This window comes from Teichococcus vastitatis, assembly GCF_003604215.1.
GTDB lineage: Bacteria > Pseudomonadota > Alphaproteobacteria > Acetobacterales > Acetobacteraceae > Pseudoroseomonas > Pseudoroseomonas vastitatis.
In genome coordinates this window covers 139,124-162,534 of the sequence record NZ_QXGS01000005.1, presented here as the reverse complement: position 1 = coordinate 162,534, position 23,411 = coordinate 139,124, and the positions used below count along the sequence as shown (strand labels likewise).

The window sequence follows — 23,411 nt, the reverse complement described above, 5'->3', positions numbered from 1 at the left end:
CATGGCATCAGGGCAGGGCAGCGCGGCGGTGATGGAGCGGCGGCTCGCCGCCGCCGAAGGCCAATGCATCCGCGCCGGGGTGCAGCTGACGGAGCTGCGCCGTCAGGTGCTGGCACTGGTGCTGCAAGCCGAGCAGCCGCTCGGCGCCTATGCGTTGCTGGACCGGTTGAAGGAACAGCGGCCCGGCGCCGCGCCGCCCACGGTGTACCGGGCGCTGGATTTCCTGCTGGAACAGGGGCTGATCCACAAGGTCGAGCGGCTGAACGCCTTTGTCGGCTGCGTCGGTGCCGGCCATGACCACCATGCGGGGCACCAGCACGCGCACCAGTTCCTGATCTGCGGCCAATGCGGCCAGACCACCGAGATCAGCGATCCCGCCGTGACCCGTGCCCTGGCCGAGGCGGCGGCCCGTTCCGGCTTCCAGGCGGGCCATGCGGTGGTGGAGGTGGAAGGGCGCTGCGCCGCCTGTGCCGCCTGAGCTGCCGTCCCACCGCTTGACCTCGCTCGTTCCCGGAGCCGGGTCGGTGATCGTCTCCTGCCCCACCACTCAATCGTGGTCGTCGCAGCGGGGCCAGGGGAAGGACTCCGCTGCGGCGAGACGGTTGTGGTTCAGCCCCGCTTGCCGCGCTGCCGCTTGAGGGTGAACAGCAGCAGCGAGCGGCCCGTGACGGTGTAGCTGTCACCGATCCGGAATTCCGGCTCGTCCTCGTCCTCCTGCTCGGCGAGGTTGGTGTCGAGCAACCGGACCCAGCCACGCCCGTCCGGGCATTCCGGCAGGGTGAACTCCACCGCCTCGTGATAGGCGTTGAGGATCAGCAGCAGCGTGGCGTCATGGCCGGGGCGGCGGATACCGCTTTCCTGGGCCCGGCCATCCAGCATCCTGGCGAAGCAACGGGTGTTGGGGTCCTCCCAATCGGCGGCCTCCATCTCCTCACCGGACGGCTTGTACCAGGACAGGCCCTTGACCTCGCTCGCCTCATGGAACTCGCCGGACAGGAAACGGCCGCGGCGCAGTACGGGGAAGCGGTTGCGAAGGTCGGCCAGGCGCCGGGTGAAGGCGACCAGCCGGTCCCCCTTGTCCTGCCAGTCCCAGTTCAGCCAGGAGATCTCGTTGTCCTGGCAATAGGCGTTGTTGTTGCCGTCCTGGGAGCGCCCGAACTCGTCGCCCGCGAGCAGCATCGGCGTGCCCTGGCTCAGATACAGCGTGCCGAGCATGTTGCGGATCTGCCGCTCGCGCACTGCGTTGATCTCGGGATCGTCGGTCGGGCCCTCAACCCCGTAGTTGAAGGAAAGGTTGTGCGAATGCCCGTCCCGGTTCTCCTCGCCATTCGCCTCGTTGTGTTTCTCGTTGTACGAAACCAGGTCGTTCAGCGTGAAGCCGTCATGGGCGGCCAGGAAGTTCACGCTGGCCCAGGGCCTGCGGCCGTGATGGTTGAACAGGTCGGCCGAGCCGGACAGGCGATTGCCGAGATCGGCGGCCTTGCCTTCCTCGCCCACCCAGAAGCCGCGAACGGTGTCGCGGAACTTGTCGTTCCATTCCGCCCAGCCCGGCGCGAAATTGCCGACCTGGTAGCCCCCGGGGCCGATATCCCAGGGCTCGGCGATCAGCTTGACGTCGGCCAGGACGGGATCCTGGTTGCAGGCCTTCAGAAAGGCGGATTGCTCGTCGAAGCCATGCGGCTCGCGCGCCAGGATGGTGCCCAGGTCGAACCGGAAGCCATCCACATGCATCTCGTTGACCCAGTAGCGCAGGCTGTCGGTGACCATCTGCAGCACGCGCGGATGGGACAGGTTCACCGTGTTCCCGGTGCCAGTGTCGTTGATGTAGTACCGCTTCTGGTCCGGCAGCAGGCGGTAGTAGCTGGCATTGTCGATGCCCTTGAAGGACAGCGTGGCGCCCCGCTCATTGCCCTCGGCGGTGTGGTTGTACACCACGTCCATGATGACCTCGAGCCCGGCATCGTGCAGGCGGGCCACCATCTCCTTGAACTCGGCGAAGGCGAAATCCTGGTTGCGGGCGTAGCGCCGGGCCGGGCCGAAGAAGCCGATGGAATTGTAGCCCCAGTAGTTCACCAGGCCCTTGTCCAGCAGGTAGTCGTCATTGACGAAGAAGTGGATCGGCAGCAGCTCCACCGCGGTCACGCCAAGCGACTTGATGTGCTTGATCACCTCGTGGTTGGCGAGGCCGGCATAGGTGCCGCGGGCATCCTCGGGCACCAGCGGATGGCGCTTGGTGACGCCCTTCACATGCGTCTCGTAGACGATGGTGCGCTCCCAGGGGATGCGCGGGCGGCGGTCATTGCCCCAGGTGAAGGCCGGATCGACCACGCGGCATTTCGGCATGAAGGCGGCGCTGTCGCGCTCGTCAAAGGACAGATCCTCGTCCTTGTGGCCGATGGTGTAGCCGAACAGAGCGTGGTCCCACTTGAACTCGCCCACATGGCTCAGCGCGTAGGGGTCGAGCACCAGCTTGTTGGGATTGAAGCGGTGCCCCTGCTCCGGCTCGTAAGGGCCGTGGACGCGATAGGCATACACCGTGCCGGGGCGGGCATCCGGCAGGAAGCCGTGGAACACCTCATTGGTGTATTCCGGCAGCTCGATCCGCTCCAGCTCGGTTTCCCCGCTGTTATCGAATAGGCACAGCTCGACCTTGGTGGCATTGGCCGAGAACAGGGCGAAGTTGACCCCGAGGCCGGTCCAGGTGGCGCCGAGAGGGTTGGCACGACCTTCGGTGATGCGGGACTGGTTGATCGCTGGGGGCACGGGAGAGTCCTTGCAGGAGGGCGGCGTCGGCTAAGACGCGGCAGGGGGGGGACGAGTTGCCGTCCCCCGTGAGCTATTCCCATGCCGCCGCGTTTCCGCGGCCCTGTGCTCAGCGCGGCAGCGCGTCCAGTGCCGCTTCCAGGTCGGCGATCAGGTCGGCCGGATCTTCCAGGCCGACATGGAACCGCACCGTCGGGCCTTCCAGCACGTCGGCCCGCGTCGCGGTGCGGGTGATGTAGTTGGTGGTGGGCAGCGCCAGGCTCTCGAACCCACCCCAGGAGGCGCCGATGCCGAACAGCTTCAGCCCATCCACCATCGCGTCGATCTGCTTCACCGTGTAGCGCGGCTCGAACACCACGCCGAACAGCGAGCAGGCGCCGGTGTAGTCGCGCTTCCACAGCGCGTGCTGCGGGTGGCTGGCCATGGCGGGGTGCATCACCCGGCGGACCTCGGGCCGCCCCTCGAACCAGCGGGCGACGGCGAGCCCGGCTGCCTCCTGCGCCGTCAGCCGCACCGCAAGCGTCCGCAGGCCGCGCAGCGCCAGCCAGCAATCATCGGGAGAGGCGTAGTGGCCGATCTCCCGCGCCGCGCCGGCAATGATGGCCCAGTCTTCCGGCGTGTTCACCGTGACCGAGCCGAGCAGCACGTCGGAATGGCCGCCCACATACTTGGTCAGCGCCTGCACCGAAACATCGACGCCCTTGGTGAAGGGCTGGAAGTGGTGGATGCCCCAGGTGTTGTCCATGATCAGCTTGGCGCCATGCGCGTGCGCCACCTCCGCCAGGGCCGGGATGTCCTGCATCTCGAAGGTGTGGCTGCCCGGGCTCTCGGCGAACACCACGCGGGTGTTGGGGCGCATCAGCGCGTCCAGCCCGGCGCCGTCGATCATGGGATCGTAGTAGCTGGTCTCGATGCCGAAGCGCTTCAGCAGCCCGTCGGCGATCCGCCGGGAGGGGCCATAGACGCTATCCGGCATCAGGCAGTGCTCGCCCGATTTCAGATATGCCATCAAGGGCAGGGTGCAGGCGGCCAAGCCGGTGCCGACGATCAGCGCGCGCGAGCCGCCCTCGATCTCGGCGATCATGTTCTCCAGCGCGAAATGGGTGGGACCGCCGGCGGTGCCGTAGGTCATCACCTGCTCCAGGGAGCGCGCATTGATGGTGCCGCGCTCCTCGCAGGAGGGGTACAGCACCGTGGAACCGCGATGCACCGCAGGGTTGACGAAGCCATGCACGCGGCTGCCGGCGCGGCCGCCATGCGACATGCGGGTGGCGAAATGGGCGCCGGTGTTGGAATGCCCCGCCTTGGAAGGCTGGGGCGGCAGGTCGTCTGGCATCAGGCGTCGCTCTGCTTGGCGGTTTCGGGTCGGGCGGCCCATTCGGTCCAGGAGCCGTCATACACGGCGGGTTCCGGCAACCCGGCCTGCACCAGCCCCAGCGCCACGATGCAGGCGGTGACGCCGGTGCCGCAGGAGGCGATCAGGGGCGTGGCATTCTCCGCCGTCACGCCGGCGGCGGCGAAGCGCTCGCGCAGCTCCTGCGGCGACAGCATGGTGCCGTCGGGGCGGAGCAGGTCGGTGGCCGGCACGCTGGCCGCGCCCGGCATGTGGCCGGAGGGCAGTCCCGGCCGCGGCTCCGGCGCCGTGCCGTCGAAGCGGGCCTTGGGCCGGGCGTCGAGGATCAGGGCCGAGCGATCCTGCACCGCCCGCTTCACGTCGCCGATGCCGGCCAGGCGGCGGGCGATGAAATCGGCCCAGAAGGTTTCCGGCCCCGGCACGGCCAGTGGACCATGTTCGATGGACCGGTTCTCGGCGCGCCATTTCGGCAGGCCGCCATCCAGCACGGCGGCGTTCTCGTGGCCGAACAGCCGCATCAGCCACCAGCCCCGCGCCGCCGAGAACAATCCCTTCTGGTCATAGAACACCACACGGTGCCGGTTGGAGATGCCGAGTTGCCCCAGCAGCCGCATGGCGCGGCCAGGGGTGGGCGCCATGTGCGGCAGGTCGGTTTCCGGATCGGCCACCGCGTCGATATCGAAGAAGCCGGCGCCGGGGATATGCGCCTCGGCAAACTCGGCCTGGGCGTCGCGTGGCTCGTTCGGTAGGTATTTGGTGGTGTCGAACACCTTGAGGTCCGGGGCGCCGAGCTCGGCGGCCAGCCATTCGGTGGAAACCAGGTTCTGCATCGCTGTCAATCCTCCAGCACCAGGTAGACGCGCCGGTTCTGGCGGCCCTTGTTCTCGAGCTTGGTCACGGTGATCCGGCCGATCTCCCCTGTCCGGCGTACATGCGTTCCGCCACAGGGCTGCAGGTCGACCGGCGCGTCCTCCGCGCCGATGCGGACCAAGCGCACCTGGCCGGCGCCGCGCGGCGGCTGCACCGACAGGGTACGAACCAGCGTCGGCTCGGCATCCAGCTCCGCCTCGCTGATCCAGCGCTCGCCCACCGGGTGGTCGGCGGCCGCCAGGGCGGTGAGCTGCCCGCTCAGCCAGTCCCTGGCGGGTGGCTCGGCCAGGTCGAAATCCAGCCGCGAGCGCTCGGCGCCGATCTGCCCGCCGGTGACGCCGGCGCCCGGGATCAGCGAACACAGCAGGTGCAGGCTGGTGTGCATGCGCATCAGCCGGTGCCGGCGGTCCCAGTCGAGCACGGCAGACACCTCGGCGCCGACCGGGGGCAGGGAAGCGCCTTCGCCCGGCTGGTGCAGCACGCCGCCATCCGCGCCCTTCACCGTGTTGGCCACCGGCATCTCGGCATCGTTCCAACGCAGCAGGCCGGTGTCGCCCGGCTGGCCGCCGGCCTGGGCGTAGAACACCGTGCGGTCCAGCACCACGCCCTCCGGCCCGGCGGAGACCACGGTGGCGGTGCATTCGCGCGCATAGGCGTCCGCCCGGAACAGCAATTCGGTCATTCGCTCAACCATTCATCGTGAAGGCGGTCCGCATTCAGTTGCAGCCACATCAGCAGCAGGGCGGTGGGCGCGTTGCGGATCTCATTGCGGGCGAGCTGCGCGAAAGCCTCCTGGGCCGGCAGCAGGATCAGGCGGGTTTCCTCGTTCTCGTCCGGCAGGCCGCCGGTGGCGCCCGCGCTGTCCGGCAGCCGTACCCGGCCGCAGAAGAAGTGCAGCACCTCGTCCGATCCGCCCTGCATGGTCATGAACCGGCCGATTGTCTCCACGCGGTCGGCGGTGAGGCCGGCTTCTTCCTGCAATTCGCGGCGCACCGTGGTCTCGGCCTCTTCCGCGGCCTCCAGCAGGCCGGCCGGGCATTCGCGCATCAGTGGCGCTTCTCCCGCGGCCAGGGCGGGCAGGCGGAACTGCTCGATCAGCGCGATGCGGCGGCTCCAGGGATCGTAGGGCAGGATCACCGCCCCGGCGCCGCGGCGCCACATCTCCCAGGTCAACGCGCCGGAGGGCGAGCCATCGGTGCGGCGATAGCGGAAGCGGACGCGCTGCAACGGAAAGCGGCCATTCCAGACCACCTCGTCGGCCTCCGGCAGGTAGAGCGGGTGCGGCGGGATGGCGGGGGCCTTGGGTGGTCTGGCCTTCATGCAGGAAACAGCCTGAACCTTGGACGGGGTAACACGGCCCGCATCATGGGGTTCCCTGCCCGGATCGTCCATGCCCCGCCGCCGATCAGAAGCGCTTGGCCATCCAGAAGCGGTCATGCCCGGGCGGGCGGCCCTCCAGCCGGCCGATCTCGGCGAAGCCGTGCCGGCGGTAGAAGGCCGGGGCCTGGAAGCTGCTGGTGTTCAGGTGCACGCCCACGGAGCCCAGCCGCCGGGCCTCCGCCTCGGCCGCCGCCAGCAGGGCGCCGCCGATCCCCTGGCCCCGCAGCGTTTCGTCCACCCAGAACTTGTCCACCTGCAGCCATTGCAAGACCACCTCGCCGACGAGGCCGCCGCGCACGGTGCCGCCGGCGTCCCGGTGCACGAGGCAGAGCGGATGCACCGAATGCTCGTGGTCCGGCAGCATGGCGTGGCGGTGCGCCAGCAATCCGGCCCGCACCGCCCGAGCCTCGGGGCCGGCGGTATCGCGCAGCAACTCGATCCCGCTCATCCGCCAAACCGCCCCCAGCCGGCCACTGCCACCGTCACCAATCCGAGCACGAGGTTGGCGGTGATCATCCATCGCAGCCGCTCCGCCGCGGCGCCGGCCGAAGCGGTGTCGCCGGCCGCGAGGGCCCCGCGCATCCGCCGCCATGGACCCAGGAACAGCAGCACAAAGATCGCCGCCATGATCAGCCCGGTAAGGTGCATCACATGCACGTGCCAGCCGGCCCCGGCGAAGCCGCCGAACCACCAGAACACCAGGATATAGCCAGTGATCAGCATGGCCGGCATGGCGTGCCAGACCACCAGGAAGAAGCGGCGATAGGCGGCTTCCAGCACCGCCAGCCGCTGCGGTCCGGCCAGCCCGGCGAGGGCGGGCCGCAGCGCCAGCAGACCGAACGCCATGCCGCCCACCCAGAGCACGGCGCCCAGCAGGTGGATCACGTAAGCCAGTGTCATCGGGTCATTCCATGTTGTCGCAGAAGGGTCTCCACCGCCTCGGCCAAGGCCCGCGCCTCCGCAGCGGCGGCGCCGCGCGGTGCCGCCTCGGCCACGCCCAGCCCCTCGGCGAAGGCGGCCGCGAAGGCGGTGCGGTTGCCGAGCGCCGGCAACAACAGGGGCAACTCCCGGCGCGCGATCTCGGCCACGACCCGGTCGCGCAGCTTGCCACTGGCGGAGGCGCGGTTCAGCAGCAACATGACGCGCCGCCGCTCGGCCCTGGCCTGTTCCAGCGTTGCTTCCAGTGCCCAAAGATCGGCCAGGGATGGCTGCAGCGGCACCAGCACCAGATCGGCGGCGCGGATTGCGATGCGCGAGTCGGTATCGGCATGCGGCGGGGTGTCGAGCAGCAACAGGTCATGCGATGGCTTCAGCCGGTCCAGCGTGGCCGGGATGCGCCAGCCGGCAGGGGACTCGAAGGTCAGCGGCGTGGCCTTGGCCTGGCCTTCACGCAGGGTGTTCCACCGCCCCAGGCTTTGCTGCGGATCGGTGTCCAGCAGGGCGACGCGCCGTCCGGCGGCGGCCAGGGTCGTCGCCAGCGTGGCCGCCACGGTGGACTTGCCGGCCCCGCCTTTTCGCTGGGCCACCGCCACCACAAACGCCATCACCTATCTCCTGCTATCCCCGGCAGCCCATTGCCGCCCCTGCCATCCTGCCCGCGCGGCGGGCCGAGAACCAGGGGGGTGGCATGGACGCGGCGGCCCGGCGACCCCACACTCAGCCTGAGCAGGATTTCCGGAGCCACCGTCATGAGCGTCGAAGACATCACTCCCCGCACCACCTGGGACACGCTGCGCAAGGAAGCGGACGCCGTTCTGGTCGATGTCCGCACCGATGCCGAGTGGAATTTCGTCGGTCTGCCCGACCTGTCGGATGCCGGCAAGCAGCCGGTGCTGATCCCATGGCAGGTTTATCCGTCGATGCAGGTTAACGGCGCCTTCGCCGATCACCTGCGCAAGGCCGGGCTGACGCCGCTCAACAAGCTGTATTTCCTGTGCCGCTCCGGCGCGCGAAGCCTGGCCGCCGCCCAAGCGGCGCAGGCGGCCGGCTTTCCGCACGCCTTCAACGTAGCGGACGGCTTCGAAGGGCCGCCCGATGCCGAGGGGCATCGCGGCCAGATCGCCGGCTGGAAGGCGGAAGGGCTGCCCTGGCGCCAGCGCTAGGAAGCGCGCCGCTCCAGGCCATCAGTGCTGCGCGTGCGCCTGGCGGGTGCGCGCCGGCTTGCTGGCCGAGGCGGCTCGGGCGGCCGCCGGCCGGTGCGCCGAGGCCTCACCACCTTTCGTCGCCCCCTTGCGGGACGCTGCGTTGCCATCCGGATGGCCGCGCCCGGAGCCGCTTTTGTTGCCGCCGCCGGAATCCTTGTTCACGGTGGCCCAGGCCCGGCGTTCCGCTTCCCCTTCCGGAACGCCGCGCGCCTCGTAGCTTTCCTCGATATGCTCGGCCTTGCGCTTCTGCTTGTCGGAATAGGCCGATTTGTCGCCGCGCGGCATGGATGTCTCCTGTGCTGGCTTGCACGGGAGAAACGCCGCGGGCGAGTCGTGGTTTACGTCAGCCGCAGCGCGGCTCGTGCGGCGCCGGATCGTAGCCCGGCATGTCCGGCACGCCATAACCGGGGAACACCGTGTTCTCGGCATCATCGGCGGCCGGCTTCACGCCGAACCACTTCTCTGACAGGGCGGCCAGGGCGCCGTCCTTCTTCATGCATTCCAGCACCGCCTCGACGGCATCGCGGCCAGCCTTGTCGTCCTTGCGGAACGGCGCGGCCCAGTGGGCGCGGGTGTCCGCCATTACATAATCCGGCACGAAGAGGGGGACCCGGGTGGCGGCGTAGCGCACCGCGGTGTTGCCTCCCAGATTGGCGAAAACCCGTCCGGAGACCACCGCCTGCACCGCATCCGGCTGGCTGTCGAAGGTCTGTACGGTGAAGCCGTATTTCGCCGCATTGTTCTGGGCCCAGGCATCATAGGCCGAGCCCTTGTTCACCGAGATCGCCTTGCCCTTGAGGTCGTCCATCGAGCGGATCGGCGCACCGCCCTTGCGGATGCCGAACTGGAAGGCGGTATAGAGATAGCCCTCGGTGAACAGCAGGTTCTCGGCCCGCTCGCGCGTCACCGTGACCGGGGCCGCAAGGAAATCGTACCGGCCGGCGTTCAGCGCCGGCACCAGACCGGAGAAGGAGGCGCTGTCGATGGTGATGGGGCGGCCCATGCGCTTGGCCACCTCGGTGAACAGGTCGACGTTGAAGCCCTGCACCCCGCCATCCAGCTTGGGAAAGGCATGCGGCGCGAAGGTGCCGTCCACCGCGGTGCGGATCGGCTGTTGCGCCTGGGCGGCGCCGCCAAAGGCCAGCGGCGCGGCGAGCAGAAGGGCAAGGGCAAGAGAACGCATAGGCTGTTTGAACTCCCTGCGGCCGGGGCTCGGCCGGAATGACCGCCCCGGTTCAGCAAGAAGCGTGCAACACCCGGCCGGATCGCGCCAGCCGGGCTCATAGGTCATTCCGCGGCGGCAGGTACCCCGAACTCGGGATAAAGGCCGAGCAGCCCGGCCTCGGACGCGTCGCAGCGGCCGCGCTCGGTGATGAGCCCGGTGACCAGCCGCGCCGGCGTGACGTCGAAGGCGGGGTTGAGCCCGGCGCTGCCGGGCGCAGCCAGCCGCACCGTCTCGATCCGCCCATCCCAGGTCTGGCCCACGGCCTCCAGCACTTCGCGCGGGTCGCGCTCCTCGATCGGGATCTCCTTGACCCCGTCGCGCACGCTCATGTCGAGCGTGGAATGCGGCAGCGCCACCCAGAACGGCACGCCATTGTCGTGGGCGGCCAAGGCCTTCAGGTAGGTGCCGATCTTGTTGGCGACGTCGCCCTGGCGGGTCACGCGGTCGGTGCCCACCAGCACGATGTCGACCTCGCCATGCTGCATCAGGTGGCCGCCGGCATTGTCGGCGATCACCGTGTGCGGCACGCCGTGCCGGCCCAACTCCCACGCCGTCAGCGCGGCGCCCTGGTTGCGCGGGCGGGTCTCGTCGACCCAGACATGCACCGGCAGGCCGGCATCATGCGCCTGGTACACCACCGACAGCGCGGTGCCGAAATCCACCGTGGCGATCCAGCCGGTGTTGCAATGGGTCAGCACGTTGATCGGCTTGCCCGGCCTGCGGGCAGCGATCGCCTGCAACAGCGGCAGGCCGTGTTGGCCGATGCGGCGGCAGGTGTCCACATCGTCCTCGGCGATGGCGGCGGCCGCGGCATAGGCGGCGTCGGCCCGCCCGGCGGGCGCCACCGGACGCAGCGCCTCCAGCATGCGGGCCAGCGCCCAGCGCAGGTTGATCGCGGTGGGCCGCGTCCTGCCCAGCATGGCGGTCACGCCCTCCAGCGCCGCATCCGAGGCGTCCTTGCGCAGCGCCAGCGCCAGGCCGTAGGCGGCCACGGCACCGATCAGCGGCGCGCCGCGCACCTGCATGGACTTGATGGCATGGGCCACCTGCTTCTCATCCGTCAGGCGCAGGATGTCGACCGTCCAGGGCAGGCGCGTCTGGTCGAAGATGCGGACGGACCAGCCATCCTCGGGGTCGACCCAGACGCTGCGATAAGGAACGCCGTCGATCTTCATGGGGGCAAGCTCCGTCCGTGGAAGCCGCGCGCGGGCGGGATGAATGGGGCTGGCGGCATATAGGATCCCCCTGGCCGCAAGTCATGTGAAGCCTGCATGCGTCCAGCGCATGGTCGGCCCGTGGTCTGCTACCCTCAGATCCGCTGGTGCAGGGCGCAAACCAGAGTGAACAGGCGCCGCGCGGTCTCGAAATCCACCGAGATGCGGCCCGACAGCCGCTCCACCAGCAACTCGGCACCCTCGTTGTGCAGACCCCGCCGGCCCATGTCGATGGCCTGGATGCGGGCCTCGGAGCCACCCTCGGTCACCGCCTGCTCATGGCTCGCCACCACCATGTGGTAGTCCTTGATCAACCTGCGGAACGGCCCCAGCGCCAAGGCGATGATGCGCAGCGGGGCCTCGGCGGCGTCGCGGATGTCGAGCACCAGCCGGCCATCCCGCACTTCCAGGTGCAGGGCATAGGGTCCGTGCGGCAGGCCGGCCGGGTCGAAGGTGTTGTCGGCCAGCAGGTCGGCCACTGCCTGGGCGCGGTCTGCCTCGGCATAGGGATTGGGCAGTGGAGCCTCGTCCGGCAGCAGGATCCGCTCCAACCGCTGCTCAGCCATCACGGCGAGCGGGCAGCGGAGACTTCGCCGCCGGCGTCTGCTCCGGCTCAAGCGGATTCTCGACCTCGTCCGACAGGATGCCGACGCGCAGCATCCAGCCCACCACCGCGCCCTTCACCGGCCGCAGCAGCAGAATGCAGATCGCGGTGAACAAGGGCAGCCAGACCGCCATGTGCAGCCACATAGGAGGCTGATAGGCCTTCTCGATCCAGAAGATCGGCGGCACCAGCAGGTGGCCCACGATGAAGATGGTGAAATAAGGCGGCGCATCATCGGCCCGCAGCCGGCCCAGCGGGGCATGGCAATGCGTGCATTCCCGGGCCACGCGCAGGTAGCCGGCGAACACCTTGCCCTCGCCGCAAACCGGGCAGCGATTGCGGGCGCCACGCCACAGCATGGTCGTGAAAGGCGGCATCGGAGCCGCTTCCGCGGCATCCCGCGCGGGCTCCCAGCGTGTCGAGGGGCGATCCATCGGAATGATGATCCTGGCTGCTGCTTCCGTTTCCGGCGGCCTTGTGCCGTCCGGATGATGCTGGCCCTTCTTGACGAGGCCGCGCCGCCGGTTCCTGGAGCCGATGGCGTCTGTTGCACCGCCATATCGGCATGATGCCCCCGCCGGATCAAGGGGAAGCCGGATGGATGGCTGCCAGGCGGGACTTGCCGCCGCGAGCGTGGCCGCCCATCCTGGCCCGATGTCCCGCCGCATCCTGGTGATCAATCCCAACAGCTCGGCCAGCTGCACGCGCGGCATCGCCGACAGCCTCCGTCCCTTCGCCACGCCCGCCGCACCGCCCTTCGAGGTGGTGTCGATGCCGGGCGGGCCACCCGCCATCGCCTCCTGGCGCGACTGGTATGGCGTTGCCGAACCGCTCTGCCGTCTGGTCGAGGCCGAGCCGGCCGCGGCCTACATCATCGCCTGCGTGTCCGATCCGGGGTTGGAAGCGGTTCGCACCGCCACGACGCGGCCGGTGATCGGGCCGTTCCGCAGCGCCGTGGCCGCGGCCCTGACCCGGGCCGAACGGTTCGGCGTGATCGCCTTCGTGGATGCCTCTAAGGCCCGGCAGCGACGCGTTTTGCAAAGCATGGGAGTGGAGGCACGGCTGGCGGCCACGGTGGCGCTGAACCTGCCGATGGAAACGCTGACCGATCCGCTGGCGGCCCGCGATGCCCTGTGCGACGCGGCCCGCCAGCTGGTGGCGCAAGGCTCGGACGCCGTGATCCTGGGCTGCGCCGGCATGGCCGCGCACCGCGCGGCAGTCGAGGACGCGGCCGGCGTGCCGGTGATCGAACCCTGCCAAGCTGCGGCGGTGCAGGCGATCCTGGCCACGGCTGCCGGCTGAGGCGACAGCCGGGAGGCCGAAGCGCCTCCGGGCCCCGGCGCCTCAGTCATCGTCCCGCCGCTGGTGCCGGCGGCGCCGATCATCATCATCGTCATCGTGATCATTGTCGCGGCGGTGGCGCACCCGGATGCGGCGCCGTTCCATCTCATGCGCTTCGCGCCAGGATTCGTAGCGGGCGTCATAGCGCGGATCGTACCAGGGACCACGGCCATAGCCGGGCGGATTGCGGCCCCAGCGACGCCCTTCGTCGTCATCATCGGCCCGGACAGCGCTGGGCGCCAGAGCCACGGGAATCAGGGACAGGGCACCGAGCAGGCCGAAGCCCAGGGCGCGCCGCGTGGTCGGCTTATCGGTCATGCTGTACCTCCAGACCGCAATCTGGAGGGAGGGTGCGGCAGGGGTTTGTTGCGTCCCGCCGCCTTTCCGCCGCCTTGTGGCAGCGTGGCCGCGGTCATGGCCACGGCCGGCACGTCACTGCGCCTGGCTGCTGGCCGTCCCGCCCGGCATCCACTCGGCCGGTGCCACGCTGCCGACTTGTTCCAGGATGCGGCCATAGGCTTCCGGCCGGCGGTGGGCGGCGAAGTTGAAGATCGAGCTGCGGCCCAGCGTGCACTGGTCCAGGTCGCAATCGGCGACGATCAGCTCGTCATCCCAGCTGGTGGCCTGCGCCACGATCTCGCCTTGCGGGTTGACGATGATCGAGTGGCCGAACAGCTCGCAGCCATCCTCCACGCCGGCCTTGGCGACGCCGGCAGCGAAACAGGCATTTTGATAGCAGCCCGCCTGGATCGACAGATGGGAATGCAGCACCCGCAGGTGGTGCGCCTCGAACCCCTTGGCATCCTGATTGATGGAGGGGGTGTTGTAGCCGAGCATGACCAGCTCAACCTGCTGCAGGCCCAGCACGCGCCAGGCCTCGGGCCAGCGGCGGTCGTTGCAGATTAGCATGCCGATGTTGACCGGCCCGGCCTCGCCGATCGGCGCGCGCACCACCGGGAAGCCGAGGTTGCCGACCTCGAAATAGCGCTTCTCCAGGTGCTGCACCTTGCGCTTCGGCTCGAATTCGCGGTGTCCGGGCAGGTGGACCTTGCGGTACTTCAGCACGACCTCGCCGGTGGGATGGACATAAACGGCGGTGTTGAAGTGGCGCTTGCGCAGCGTGCCGGTCTCATCCGGCTCATGCGCGATCTCGGCATAGCCCAGGTGAAAGCCGATGTTGAACTTGCGCGCCGCCTCGAACAGCGGAGCCGTCGCGTTGGACGGCAGCGCCTGCTCGTACCAATGATCGGCGTTGTTGATGTCCTCCTCGTACCAGCGCGGGAAGAAGGTGGTCAGCGCCAGCTCGGGAAACACAACAACCTCGGCGCCCCGCCTGTGCGCGGTTTCCATCAGCCGGAGCATGCGGCCGACCACCACGTCGCGGCCCTCCGCTTTCTGAATGGGGCCGAGCTGCGCCGCGGCCAGGGTCAATCGTCGGGTCATTCCGGTTGCTCTTTCAGCGGAAGCGGCATCAATGGGCGGCGGGCGGCAGCGGGTCGATGAAATCCGCGCCGTGCTCTTCCTGCACGTCGGAGACCGCCTGCAGGAAGGCGTCGTCCCAGGCATCCTCCAGCGCGTCCACCAGGGCCTCGGCGGCTTGCTGAGTCTTCAGCAGGGCAACCCGCTCACGACCGGCGATCCAGACGGAGAAGCTGCCATCCTTTTCCTGGCGCAGTTCGAACATGCGGCTATCACTCCTTACTGGCGTGGGGGTGCGGTGTCGTGATCATCGCTTCGCGGCGTCAGCGCCCAATAGGCGATGCGCCCGGCCAGCACGGCCACCAGCCCGCCACCCAGCGCCAGCAGCAGGCTGGTGCCGGGTCCGGTCAGCACGATCCAGAGAAAGAAGGCCAGGACCGCGGAGGCCGCCACCAGCACCGGCCGGATCATCCGAGAAAGCTTTCGCGGTGTTGCCGGGGGACGAAGCGGCCCTGGCCCGGCTTTGCCCGCACCTCCGCCCCGTCCCACACCGGCGTTCCGCGCAGAAAGGTCGCGGCGACGCGCGCCTTCATCGCCCGGCCGTGATAGGGCGACCAGCGTGCGTCGGGCCGGTCCTGGATGGCAGTCTCGTCAAACACGAAGTCGCCGCGCTCGAGCACCGCGAAATCGGCATCGGCACCGATGCGGATGGCGCCCTTCTTCGGATAAAGCCCATGGAACCGCGCGCTGCGCTCGGCGCAGAGACGGGCCATCCAGGTGACGTCGAGGCCGCGCTCGGCCAGCAGGGTGAACATCAGCGGCGCGAAGCTCTGCATGCCGGTGAGACCCGCACCGCAGGCGAAGATATCATCGCCGAGCTTTTTCTCCCGCTGCCAGGGCGCGTGGTCGGTCGAGACATAGGCGATCTTGCCGGCCTGCAGCGCCACCCACATGAGCTCCACCTCCTGCTGGGTGCGGAAGGGCGGGTTGCACTTGCCGAAACCCTTGAGGCGGACCAGGTCCTCCTCGGTCATGCAGAGATACTGGATGCAGGCCTCGCCCGTCGCCTTGCCACCCATGCGGCGGAAGCTCTCGGCGATATCGAAGCCCCGCGCCACCGAGGAATGGGCGATGTGGACATGCGCGCCGGTTTCCATGCCGATCTCGAAGATCTCGAGGTCCGCCATCGTCTCGGCGAGCGGCGGCCGGGTTCGGGCGTGCATGATCGGGTCCACCCGGCCCGAGGCCCTGGCCTCCGCCGTCATGCGCTCCACCAGCTCCTGATCCTCGTTGTGGACCGCGACCATCAGGCCGGTCTTGCTGATCTCGCGGAACGCCTCGACCATGGTGGGGTGGTCGATGCGCGGAAAGCGCACCGCGTCGTACTCATAGGTGGACAGCTTGAAGGCCGAGGCGCCGGCCTCGGCCAGCCCGGCGATGGCATCAACGCCGCCCGTCTTCCTGATGGTGCCGTACAGCGCCACGTCCACATGGGCGAACTGATGCACGGCCTCGACCTTCTCGCGGAAGATGTCGGCCGAGGTGACGGCGCGCGGCACGTCATAGGGCATGTCGCAGACGGTGGTGACGCCACCCGCCGCGGCGGTGGCCGTGGCGCCCTCGATGCCCGGCCAGCCAATGGCGGACCCGGTGTGCATGTGCCCGTCCACCAGGCCCGGCAGGATCAGCTTGCCGGAGAAGTCATCGACCTGCTTCGCCGGCGGCAGCTCGCCTTGGCCAATCGCCGCGATGGCCTCGCCGCGCACCGCGACGTAGCCATCCCGCAGCACCGCATCGGGAAGCACGAGGTCGCCGCGCAGCACGCGGTCATAGGGAAGCTGCATCGCGGAATATCCAGTGGCTTGGGATCGGGAGCGCGAGACTAGGCCCGCCTGCCGGCATCCTCAAGCCACGGGGATGAGCCATCGGGATCAGGGCTGCAGCACCATGCAGGGACCGCGCCGCGCATCGCAGATCTGGCGCGCCGAGGTGGCGGACAGCCCCGTGACCTGCGCCCGGTAGAACCAGCTTCCCTTCACCCGAACCCGCTCCACGCGCGCCGCGCCAAGCCGGCGCGCCGCGGCGGCCGCGGCGCGGGTCGCATCCTGACGCTCACTGAAGGCACCGACCTGCACCGCCCACTTGCCAGGCTTCGGCGGCGGCGCCTTCACCACCGGCCGCGCCGCCGCGCGGGCCGGCCGCAACGCCGGCGCGGCAACCGCCGCCGCATTCGCGGTGCCGACAAGGCGCGGCGCGGCGGAGGCCACCATCATGTCGGTGCCGCGTCCGGGACGCGTGGCAAAGCCGCGGTCGAGCAGCGCCATGACGTGGTCGTCACGCTCGCGGCTGCTGGCACCCCCGAACACCACCGCGATCATGCGGCGCCCGTTGCGCTCGGCGCTGGCAGCCAGGTTGAACCCGCTGGCGCGGATAAAGCCGGTCTTCAGCCCGTCGGCGCCGTCATACTCGTCGAGCACCCGGTTGTGCCCCTGGATCAGCTGGCCATTCCAGGTGAACTGCCGGATCCGGAAATAGGCATAACGCTGGGGAAAATCACGATACAGCGCGCGGCTGAGGATCGCGATGTCGCGCGCCGTGGTCACCTGGTTAGCATCCGGCAGGCCGGAAGCGTTGCGGAAGCTGGTGTCCCGCATACCGAGCTGGCGCGCCTTGCGCGTCATCAGCCGGCCGAATTGCACCTCGCTGCCGCCCAGCCTCTCGCCCAGGGCGGCCGCCGCGTCATTGGCGGATTTGGTGATCAGGGCCAGCACCGCGTCACGTACGGTGATGCTGCTGCCGGCCCGCAGCCCGAGCTTGGAAGGTTCCTGGCCGGCCGCATGACGCGACACGCGGATGCGCGTGTTCATGCTCAGCTGGCCGCGCTCCAGCGCGTCGAAGGCCAGGTACAGGGTCATCATCTTGGTCAGGGAGGCCGGATAGCGCGGCTCATCGGCGTTGATCGCCAGGATTTCCTCGCCGGATGCGGCGTCCATCACCACCGCCGCGTAGCGGCTGCCGCCGATCTGCGCCGCCGCCTCACGCGCTGGAAGAGCCATGGCCAGCGTCGCGGCCAGGGCCAGCAGCCCCGTTCTGGCACGGGCCAGCGCCTCCGGCAGGGCGACGCCGCACCGCCCGAGCAGGCGAGGCACGACGCCCGACGCGCGGCGCCTCACGAAAAGGCCGGTGTGCAGCATGCGGGTCTTCCCCCTAGGCGCGACCGGCCCAACGCCCCCCGCAGGCAAGCCGCGCATCCCCTTCCTGCCCGGAAGCATTCCGCTCTCCGGACCACGACCAACTGCAACCCGGCTTTCGCATAAACAAAAGCCCGGCTTCCCCTGCAGAAGCGGCGCAAGCAAAACAATGCCGATAATTGGAATGAGAGAGAAGCGCTTATCACCTGATCGGCAAAGAAAATCCGCCTTTGCATCGATTTGCCGCCATGCTTCGGCGATCCAGCACTCGCCGTCCTTCGCCTGTTGCGAAGTGCGGCGCAGAGACCAGCGCACTCCCACTCAGGGCTCATGGTGCGGATGTGGCCCGGCAACGATGTGCGGAGCCGTACACCATCCGCATGGTACGCGGCCGGATAGCAGCCGCGTCGCTCAACGGCACTTCGATGGTGTTGTCCGGCCAGGAAGCTGGCGCCGGCCAACATCGACTGACACGACGGGACTGATGCTGCGCCGCAGGACGTCAGGCGGTGTGTCGTTTCCAGGATCCGCGGCGTGGCATGCGGCCAGCCAGATCGCGGCGTGACGAGTTTGGCTTGATCCGCGTCCCATCCGCCAGCACGGAAGCGCACCATCTCGAGCGCCTGGAGTGACCAGGAGCCACCATAACCCCGCGCCGCCCGCAGATGCCGCACCCCACGATGAATGTTCTGCCTTCCTCAGAGGCGTCGGGCCGCATTGCATCGGAAGCGAACCCTGGCGTTACGGGCCGCCGGCACCAGGGCGACGCCGGCGATTTAGACGTCGAGCAAAGCACCGCAGCCGAGGACGGAACGGCTCAGGCATCGCAAGTCAGGCAGCATCCTTGGCGGCATGAGGTGGGGTTCGCAGTTTGTCATGCCCGAACTCCGGCGATCCAACGGCCGCAACCTGTGTTTTCCGCGTCGGCCTGGTCCGCCGTCGCCGGCGGTCCGTGGATGTGCGGCGGATCTGAGGGATGTGAGAAACTTTGCCGTGGTTCACGGCGAAGGGTCCGATTGGAACGCAGGAGAAGGGCGGCCTTCAACAGGGCAGGCAACGGGTCCGGCCGCTTCATCGCGCGTTTGCGTCGTGATTTTGCAACGGCGGCAAGCGGATTTCGTTGACAAGCAGATTGTGCCTGAAGATAGCGTGTTCGCGCGCGTCCCGGTTGAACGCGATTCGTGCGGAACGCTGTCAAGCCGAACAGCCCGCGTCGAGCCAGGGCGAGCAGTGGAGCCAGGAGCGGACGTTGCCTGCGATCGTGCCGATTTCGGCAAAGCGACGCGACGTTCGGCAGGGGGGGCAAGAGCCGTGACCCTTCCTGCCATTCATCACGGCAGGAAATTGGGTTAGGAGATCCAGCACATGTCCGACAGCGACACAAGCCCGCCCCGGGCACAAGCCATGGCGATGAGCACCACGCGGCGCAGCGCCGCGACGCGCAAGGCGAGCACGGCCGGGCGCAAGCCGGCTGCCAAGCCCGCCGCCACCAAGAAGGCGGCGGCGCCCCAGAAGGCCGCTCCCAAGAAGCCGGCGACGACGCGCACGGCCAAGGCGGCGACCACGAGCCGCACGGCCAAGAGCAGCACGGCGCGCACGGCCCAGGCGGCGACCACGAGCCGCACGGCCAAGAGCAGCACGGCGCGCACGGCGAGCGCCAAATCGGCCGGCGCCAAGTCGACCGGCACGCGCAAGGCGGCGGCGCCGAAGAAGGCGGCGAGCACGGCCCGCAAGCCGGCGACGACGCGCACGGCCAAGGCGGCGACCACGAGCCGCACGGCCAAGAGCAGCACGGCGCGCACGGCGAGCGCCAAATCGGCCGGCACCAAGGCGGCCGGCACGCGCAAGGCGGCGGCGCCGAAGAAGGCGGCGAGCACGGCCCGCAAGCCGGCGACGACGCGCACGGCCAAGGCGGCGACCACGAGCCGCACGGCCAAGAGCAGCACGGCGCGCACGGCGAGCACCCGGTCGGCCAGCACCAAGGCGGCCGGCACGCGCAAGGCGGCGGCGCCGAAGAAGACGGCGAGCACGGCGCGCAAGCCGGCGACGACGCGCACGGCCAAGGCGGCGAGCACGGCCCGCAAGCCGGCGGCGCCGAAGAAGACGGCGAGCACGGCGCGCAAGCCGGCGACGACGCGCACGGCCAAGGCGGCGACCATGAGCCGCACGTCCAAGAGCAGCACGGCGCGCACGGCGAGCACCAAGTCGGCCGACACCAAGTCGACCGGCACGCGCAAGGCGGCGGCGCCGAAGCCCGCCAGCCCCCGCGCGGCCAAGCCCAGCGCCGTGAAGAAGCCAGCGGTCCGCAAGGTCGCGGCGCCGGCCGCGGAAAAGCCGAGCAACAACACCCGCATCGAGGCGGCGCGCAAGGGCGCAGCAACCCGCGCCCGCCGCAAGGCCGAGAGGGCGGAGCAGCCGGCGGAGACTCCGGAGGTGACATCGCCCCCGGAGCCGACGCCGGAGCCCGTGCCCGACGCCACGGCGGACACCGCCATCGGCAACTAAGCAGCCGCGAGCCGCTCGTCGGCTTGCTGTATTGAACAGACCGGCCCGACGAAGATCCCTGTGGATTTTCGTCGGGCCGGTTCTGCTTTAGCCTGCCTGTCCGCCGCCCTGTTCGGCTGCCGGAGAGGAAAACGATGACCGAGAACATTTGCCGCGTCCTGTATCTCAGCCACGCGCCCCAGGCCGTTTATGACATGTGGCAGGCGCGGATGCCGGAAGGCTGCGAGCTGATCACCTTGTCGGGCAATGATGACGCGGAGCGGCTGGAGAAGCTGCCGCTGGCCGATGTGGTCATCGTCGCCCCGGCCGTGCTGCGTCCCGAATGGGTGACTCGGGCCACCCGGCTGAAGCTGGTGCAGCACCAGGGCGTCGGCTGGGAGGGTGAGACCCCGATCGCGGAGATGCGCGCCCGTGGCATCCGTCTGGCCATCAACCCGTCCGGCACCGCCGACGTAGTGAGTGAACACGCCCTGGCGCTGATGTTCGCGGCGCTGCGGCAGATCCCGCGGGTCGACGCCGCGATGCGTGCCGGGAACTGGATGGGCACCACCCTGCGCACCGTGACGCGCAACCTGCGCGGGCGAACGGTGGGCATCGTCGGAATGGGGCGGATCGGCTCGGCCGTGGCGGCGCTGCTGCAGCCCTTCAAGGTCCGTGGCCTGTACGTCGATCCCTACAACAAGCTGCCGGAAGGGCTGGAACTGGCATTGAACTTCCGCCGGGTGGAGATGCCGGAACTGTTGCGGGAAGCGGAGGTCATCACCCTGCATCTGCCGGCCACCCCGGCCACGCATCACCTGTTCGGCGCGGACGCCTTCCGCCAGATGCGCCGCGACGCGGTGCTGGTGAACTGCGCCCGGGGCGCGGTGGTGGACGAGGCCGCGCTGGCGCAGGCGCTGCGCGACGGATCGATCCGCGCGGCCGCCATCGACGTGTTCGAGCCGGAGCCGCCGCGGCCCGACAATCCGCTCTTCGCCTTGCCGAACGTGGTGCTGACGCCGCATGTCGCCGCCGGCACCATGGATGCGATGCAGGCCAAGGTGGAAGGAGCAACCGCCAATATCGGCCGCTTCGCGCGCGGCGAGCCGCTGCAGGATGAGATCGACCTCAGCGCCCTGCGCTGACCGGAAGCGCCGGCGTGGTGGAAACTCCACTCCCGCTGGCGCTTTGCCCCGGCATGAAGCGGGATGCACGCCCATGCGGCTGAAGGTGATCGTCAATGCCGGCGGCGGCTCCGTGGGCGGCGAGGACGTGACGGAGCGGCTGGTGCGAGGCTTCGCCGTCCATGGCATCGAGGCGTCGGTGTCCGCGGTGCAGGGCGGCGATCTGCAGGACGCGGTGCGCGCCGCCCTGGCGCAGAACTGGGACGGCATCATTGCCGGCGGGGGCGATGGCACGCTTGGCACCGTGGCCGGGCTGGTGGCGGGCAGCGGCAAGCTTTTCGGGGTGCTGCCCCTCGGAACCCGGAACCATTTCTGCCGCGACCTTCGCGTGCCGCTGGAGGAAGAGGGCGCCATCGCGGTGATCGCCGCGCGCAACCTCCAGCGGATCGACCTAGCTGAGGTGAATGGCCGCATCTTTCTGAACAATTCCACCGTCGGCCTGTACCCGGAGATGGTGGCGGAGCGGGAACGGCAGCAGAAGCGGCATCGCTGGAGCAAGATGCCGGCCATGCTGGTGGCCAGCCTCCGCATCCTTTCGCGGTTCTCCCGGCACCGCTTGGTGGTCCGCGCGGAGGGCTGGGGCGAGCGGCTGATGACGCCGCTCGTGTTCATCGGCAACAACATGTACCAGACGACCTATCCACGCGCCGGCCGTCGCCCGCGCCTCGATCAGGGCGAACTGTGCCTGTGCATCACCCGCCACGGCAGCCGCCTCGCCCTCCTGCGCATGCTGTTGCGCGCCGTGCTGGGCCGGCTGAAGGAGGAGAGGGAATTCGAGATGCGTGCGGTCTGCGAAGCGGAGATCCGCTCACGGCGCCGGCGCTTGCGGGTCTCGATGGATGGCGAGGTGACGGTGATGGAGACGCCTCTGCGCTACCGCACCCTGCCAAAGGCGCTGACGGTGTTCGCGCCATTGCCGGAGGCCGGGGAGGGCTGAGGCGGCCGCCTTAGTCGAACGCGCGGAGAAAGAAGTCGCGCGCGCCGAAATTGCCCGATTTCAGAGCCAGGTGCAGCCCGCGGGGCTCGGCAAAGGTCCAGGGGATGCCGGGATCGATCTGCGGCCCGATGCGCAGCGTGCGCAGGCCCAGCCGCCGCACAACGGCGCCCGAGGTTTCGCCGCCCGCCACCACCAGGCGGCCCACTCCGCGCGCTACCAGCATCTCCCCGATGGCGGCCAGCGCCTCCTCCACCAGCAGGCTTGCGGCGTTCCGTCCGAGGCGGTTCTGCAAGGCCAGAACGCGCTCCGGCGGCGCGGAAGCGGCGATCACCACCGGGCGCTCGGACGACAATCGGCCCTCCACCCACTCCGTCGCCTCGGCGAGCAGGGCGGCGACGTCGGGCGTTGTCAGCACATCCAGCTCCAGCGTCGGCAGATGGCCGCGTGCCAATCCGATCTGCGCCAGCGTCGCGCGCGAGCAGGAGCCGGCCAGCACCGCCATGTTGCCCGCTGCCGGCGGCAGCGCGTCGGCGTCGCCGCGATCGGGCAACACCCCCTTGCGTCGGAAATTCTCCGGGAGGCCCATGGCCAGGCCGGAGCCGCCGGTGACCAGCGCATGTTCGGCGCAGGCCTCTCCCAGGACCAGCAGGTGCGCATCGGTGACCGCATCGGCGATGGCATAGCTGCGGCCACGTTCCGCCAACTGCGTCACCGCGGCGCGGATGGCGGCGGCGCCTTGCTCCACCACGGCGAAGGGAACGAGGCCGACGCCGCCCCCGGTTTGCCGAGTCAGGACCCGCACCAGATTGGCGTCCCGCATCGGCGTCAGCGGGTGGTCTTGCATGCCGCTTTCGCTCAGCAGGGCGGTGCCGACGAACAGGTGCCCCTGGAAGACGAAACGGTTGTTGGCGGGAAAGGCGGGACAGGCGATGGCGAAACCCGCCTGCAGCCGCCGCAGCAGCGCATCGGCGACGGGGCCGATGTTGCCGGCATCGGTGCTGTCGAAGGTGGAGCAATACTTGAAGAAGATCTGCTGGGCACCGCCGCCCAGCAGCGCCTCGCATGCCGCCAGGCTGTCGCGCACCGCATCGGCCGGCGGCGCGTTGCGCGACTTCAGCGCGATCACCACGGCATCGGCCTCGGGTATCGGGCCGTCCGGCAGGCCGATCACCTGCACGGTGCGCATGCCCTGTGCCACGAGCATGGCGGCCAGGTCGGTGGCGCCGGTGAAATCGTCTGCGATGCAGCCCAGCAGCATGGTGGTGTGGCCCTTGATGACCGGCTGCAGCCGGCCGGCGCTG

Annotated in this window: 27 protein-coding genes; 6 read left to right on the top strand and 21 right to left on the bottom strand. The window is 69.5% G+C overall.

Going from position 1 to position 23,411, the window contains the following annotated elements; genetic code table 11:
- Position 1: 1 nt before the first annotated feature.
- Positions 2–478 (top strand): transcriptional repressor, encoded by a 477-nt coding sequence (locus tag D2K64_RS10335; protein ID WP_120008270.1) that lies wholly within the window; start codon positions 2–4, stop codon positions 476–478.
- A gap of 131 nt (positions 479–609) precedes the next feature.
- On the opposite strand, the gene glgX is transcribed toward D2K64_RS10335, so the two are convergent.
- The 8 genes from glgX to parA all read right to left on the bottom strand — a co-directional run bounded on the left by glgX (position 610) and on the right by parA (position 7,911).
- Positions 610–2,763, bottom strand: a complete 2,154-nt coding sequence (gene glgX, locus D2K64_RS10330; protein ID WP_120008269.1) for a glycogen debranching protein GlgX — start codon at positions 2,761–2,763, stop codon at positions 610–612.
- A gap of 109 nt (positions 2,764–2,872) precedes the next feature.
- Complete coding sequence (metC, locus tag D2K64_RS10325) at positions 2,873–4,099, bottom strand: cystathionine beta-lyase (protein WP_238384117.1); 1,227 nt, start codon at positions 4,097–4,099, stop codon at positions 2,873–2,875.
- A complete protein-coding gene (locus D2K64_RS10320) occupies positions 4,099–4,947 on the bottom strand; it encodes a sulfurtransferase (RefSeq protein ID WP_120008267.1) in 849 nt (282 codons plus the stop codon). The genes metC and D2K64_RS10320 overlap by 1 nt, the downstream gene beginning before the upstream one ends.
- Positions 4,948–4,952: 5 nt before the next feature.
- The gene (locus D2K64_RS10315; RefSeq protein ID WP_120008266.1) at positions 4,953–5,669 is read right to left on the bottom strand and encodes an alanyl-tRNA editing protein; all 717 of its coding nucleotides are present in this window, start codon (positions 5,667–5,669) and stop codon (positions 4,953–4,955) included.
- A complete protein-coding gene (locus D2K64_RS10310) occupies positions 5,666–6,307 on the bottom strand; it encodes an NUDIX domain-containing protein (protein WP_120008265.1) in 642 nt (213 codons plus the stop codon). The genes D2K64_RS10315 and D2K64_RS10310 overlap by 4 nt, the downstream gene beginning before the upstream one ends.
- Before the next feature lie 85 nt (positions 6,308–6,392).
- A complete protein-coding gene (locus tag D2K64_RS10305) occupies positions 6,393–6,815 on the bottom strand; it encodes a GNAT family N-acetyltransferase (RefSeq protein WP_120008264.1) in 423 nt (140 codons plus the stop codon).
- The gene (locus tag D2K64_RS10300; protein ID WP_120008263.1) at positions 6,812–7,267 is read right to left on the bottom strand and encodes a CopD family protein; all 456 of its coding nucleotides are present in this window, start codon (positions 7,265–7,267) and stop codon (positions 6,812–6,814) included. Before D2K64_RS10300 ends, D2K64_RS10305 begins: the two co-directional genes overlap by 4 nt.
- Positions 7,264–7,911 carry a ParA family partition ATPase gene (parA, locus tag D2K64_RS10295; protein ID WP_120008262.1) on the bottom strand — a complete coding sequence of 216 codons (648 nt, stop codon included), beginning with the start codon at positions 7,909–7,911 and terminating at the stop codon, positions 7,264–7,266. The genes D2K64_RS10300 and parA overlap by 4 nt, the downstream gene beginning before the upstream one ends.
- A 144-nt stretch (positions 7,912–8,055) precedes the next feature.
- On the opposite strand from parA, the gene D2K64_RS10290 reads away from it, so the two are divergent.
- Positions 8,056–8,469, top strand: coding sequence for a rhodanese-like domain-containing protein (locus tag D2K64_RS10290; RefSeq protein ID WP_120008261.1), 414 nt, complete (start codon positions 8,056–8,058; stop codon positions 8,467–8,469).
- Positions 8,470–8,490: 21 nt separating this feature from the next.
- On the opposite strand, the gene D2K64_RS10285 is transcribed toward D2K64_RS10290, so the two are convergent.
- The 5 genes from D2K64_RS10285 to D2K64_RS10265 form a co-directional block, all read right to left on the bottom strand.
- Complete coding sequence (locus D2K64_RS10285; RefSeq protein ID WP_120008260.1) at positions 8,491–8,796, bottom strand: plasmid stabilization protein; 306 nt, start codon at positions 8,794–8,796, stop codon at positions 8,491–8,493.
- Between the two features lie 58 nt (positions 8,797–8,854).
- Entirely contained in the window at positions 8,855–9,694 is an 840-nt protein-coding gene (locus D2K64_RS10280; protein WP_120008259.1) for a transporter substrate-binding domain-containing protein, read from the bottom strand.
- A gap of 104 nt (positions 9,695–9,798) precedes the next feature.
- On the bottom strand, positions 9,799–10,911 hold the full coding sequence (gene mtnA, locus D2K64_RS10275; RefSeq protein WP_120008258.1) for an S-methyl-5-thioribose-1-phosphate isomerase: 1,113 nt from the start codon (positions 10,909–10,911) through the stop codon (positions 9,799–9,801).
- 134 nt (positions 10,912–11,045) lie between these two features.
- Positions 11,046–11,516, bottom strand: coding sequence for a UPF0262 family protein (locus D2K64_RS10270; RefSeq protein ID WP_120008336.1), 471 nt, complete (start codon positions 11,514–11,516; stop codon positions 11,046–11,048).
- Positions 11,509–11,931 carry a DUF983 domain-containing protein gene (locus tag D2K64_RS10265; protein WP_238384116.1) on the bottom strand — a complete coding sequence of 141 codons (423 nt, stop codon included), beginning with the start codon at positions 11,929–11,931 and terminating at the stop codon, positions 11,509–11,511. The genes D2K64_RS10270 and D2K64_RS10265 overlap by 8 nt, the downstream gene beginning before the upstream one ends.
- Before the next feature lie 220 nt (positions 11,932–12,151).
- Here D2K64_RS10265 and D2K64_RS10260 point away from each other — a divergent pair, with 220 nt between their 5' ends.
- Positions 12,152–12,856 (top strand): aspartate/glutamate racemase family protein, encoded by a 705-nt coding sequence (locus D2K64_RS10260; RefSeq protein WP_238384115.1) that lies wholly within the window; start codon positions 12,152–12,154, stop codon positions 12,854–12,856.
- A gap of 42 nt (positions 12,857–12,898) precedes the next feature.
- Here D2K64_RS10260 and D2K64_RS10255 read toward each other — a convergent pair whose 3' ends face one another.
- The 7 genes from D2K64_RS10255 to D2K64_RS10225 form a co-directional block, all read right to left on the bottom strand.
- Entirely contained in the window at positions 12,899–13,213 is a 315-nt protein-coding gene (locus D2K64_RS10255; RefSeq protein ID WP_120008256.1) for a hypothetical protein, read from the bottom strand.
- 114 nt (positions 13,214–13,327) lie between these two features.
- Positions 13,328–14,338, bottom strand: coding sequence for an N-carbamoyl-D-amino-acid hydrolase (locus D2K64_RS10250; RefSeq protein ID WP_120008255.1), 1,011 nt, complete (start codon positions 14,336–14,338; stop codon positions 13,328–13,330).
- Between the two features lie 28 nt (positions 14,339–14,366).
- Positions 14,367–14,579 carry a hypothetical protein gene (locus tag D2K64_RS10245; RefSeq protein ID WP_120008254.1) on the bottom strand — a complete coding sequence of 71 codons (213 nt, stop codon included), beginning with the start codon at positions 14,577–14,579 and terminating at the stop codon, positions 14,367–14,369.
- A 14-nt stretch (positions 14,580–14,593) separates the two neighbouring features.
- A complete protein-coding gene (locus tag D2K64_RS10240; RefSeq protein WP_120008253.1) occupies positions 14,594–14,785 on the bottom strand; it encodes a hypothetical protein in 192 nt (63 codons plus the stop codon).
- Positions 14,782–16,158 carry a dihydroorotase gene (locus D2K64_RS10235; protein ID WP_120008252.1) on the bottom strand — a complete coding sequence of 459 codons (1,377 nt, stop codon included), beginning with the start codon at positions 16,156–16,158 and terminating at the stop codon, positions 14,782–14,784. Before D2K64_RS10235 ends, D2K64_RS10240 begins: the two co-directional genes overlap by 4 nt.
- Before the next feature lie 87 nt (positions 16,159–16,245).
- Positions 16,246–17,508 carry a D-alanyl-D-alanine carboxypeptidase family protein gene (locus D2K64_RS10230; protein ID WP_120008251.1) on the bottom strand — a complete coding sequence of 421 codons (1,263 nt, stop codon included), beginning with the start codon at positions 17,506–17,508 and terminating at the stop codon, positions 16,246–16,248.
- A 1,346-nt stretch (positions 17,509–18,854) separates the two neighbouring features.
- Complete coding sequence (locus D2K64_RS10225) at positions 18,855–19,664, bottom strand: hypothetical protein (protein ID WP_157985798.1); 810 nt, start codon at positions 19,662–19,664, stop codon at positions 18,855–18,857.
- On the opposite strand from D2K64_RS10225, the gene D2K64_RS24350 reads away from it, so the two are divergent.
- From D2K64_RS24350 to D2K64_RS10215, 3 genes are all read left to right on the top strand, one after another.
- Complete coding sequence (locus D2K64_RS24350; RefSeq protein WP_157985797.1) at positions 19,663–20,010, top strand: hypothetical protein; 348 nt, start codon at positions 19,663–19,665, stop codon at positions 20,008–20,010. The two genes, D2K64_RS10225 and D2K64_RS24350, sit on opposite strands and share 2 nt — an antisense overlap.
- Before the next feature lie 134 nt (positions 20,011–20,144).
- On the top strand, positions 20,145–21,134 hold the full coding sequence (locus D2K64_RS10220; RefSeq protein ID WP_120008249.1) for a 2-hydroxyacid dehydrogenase: 990 nt from the start codon (positions 20,145–20,147) through the stop codon (positions 21,132–21,134).
- A 73-nt stretch (positions 21,135–21,207) separates the two neighbouring features.
- Complete coding sequence (locus D2K64_RS10215; protein ID WP_120008248.1) at positions 21,208–22,110, top strand: diacylglycerol/lipid kinase family protein; 903 nt, start codon at positions 21,208–21,210, stop codon at positions 22,108–22,110.
- Between the two features lie 10 nt (positions 22,111–22,120).
- Here the strand turns inward: D2K64_RS10215 and otnK are convergent, their stop codons facing one another.
- Positions 22,121–23,368: a 3-oxo-tetronate kinase gene (otnK, locus tag D2K64_RS10210; protein ID WP_120008247.1), complete on the bottom strand. Its 1,248-nt coding sequence runs from the start codon at positions 23,366–23,368 to the stop codon at positions 22,121–22,123.
- Positions 23,369–23,411: the final 43 nt, after the last annotated feature.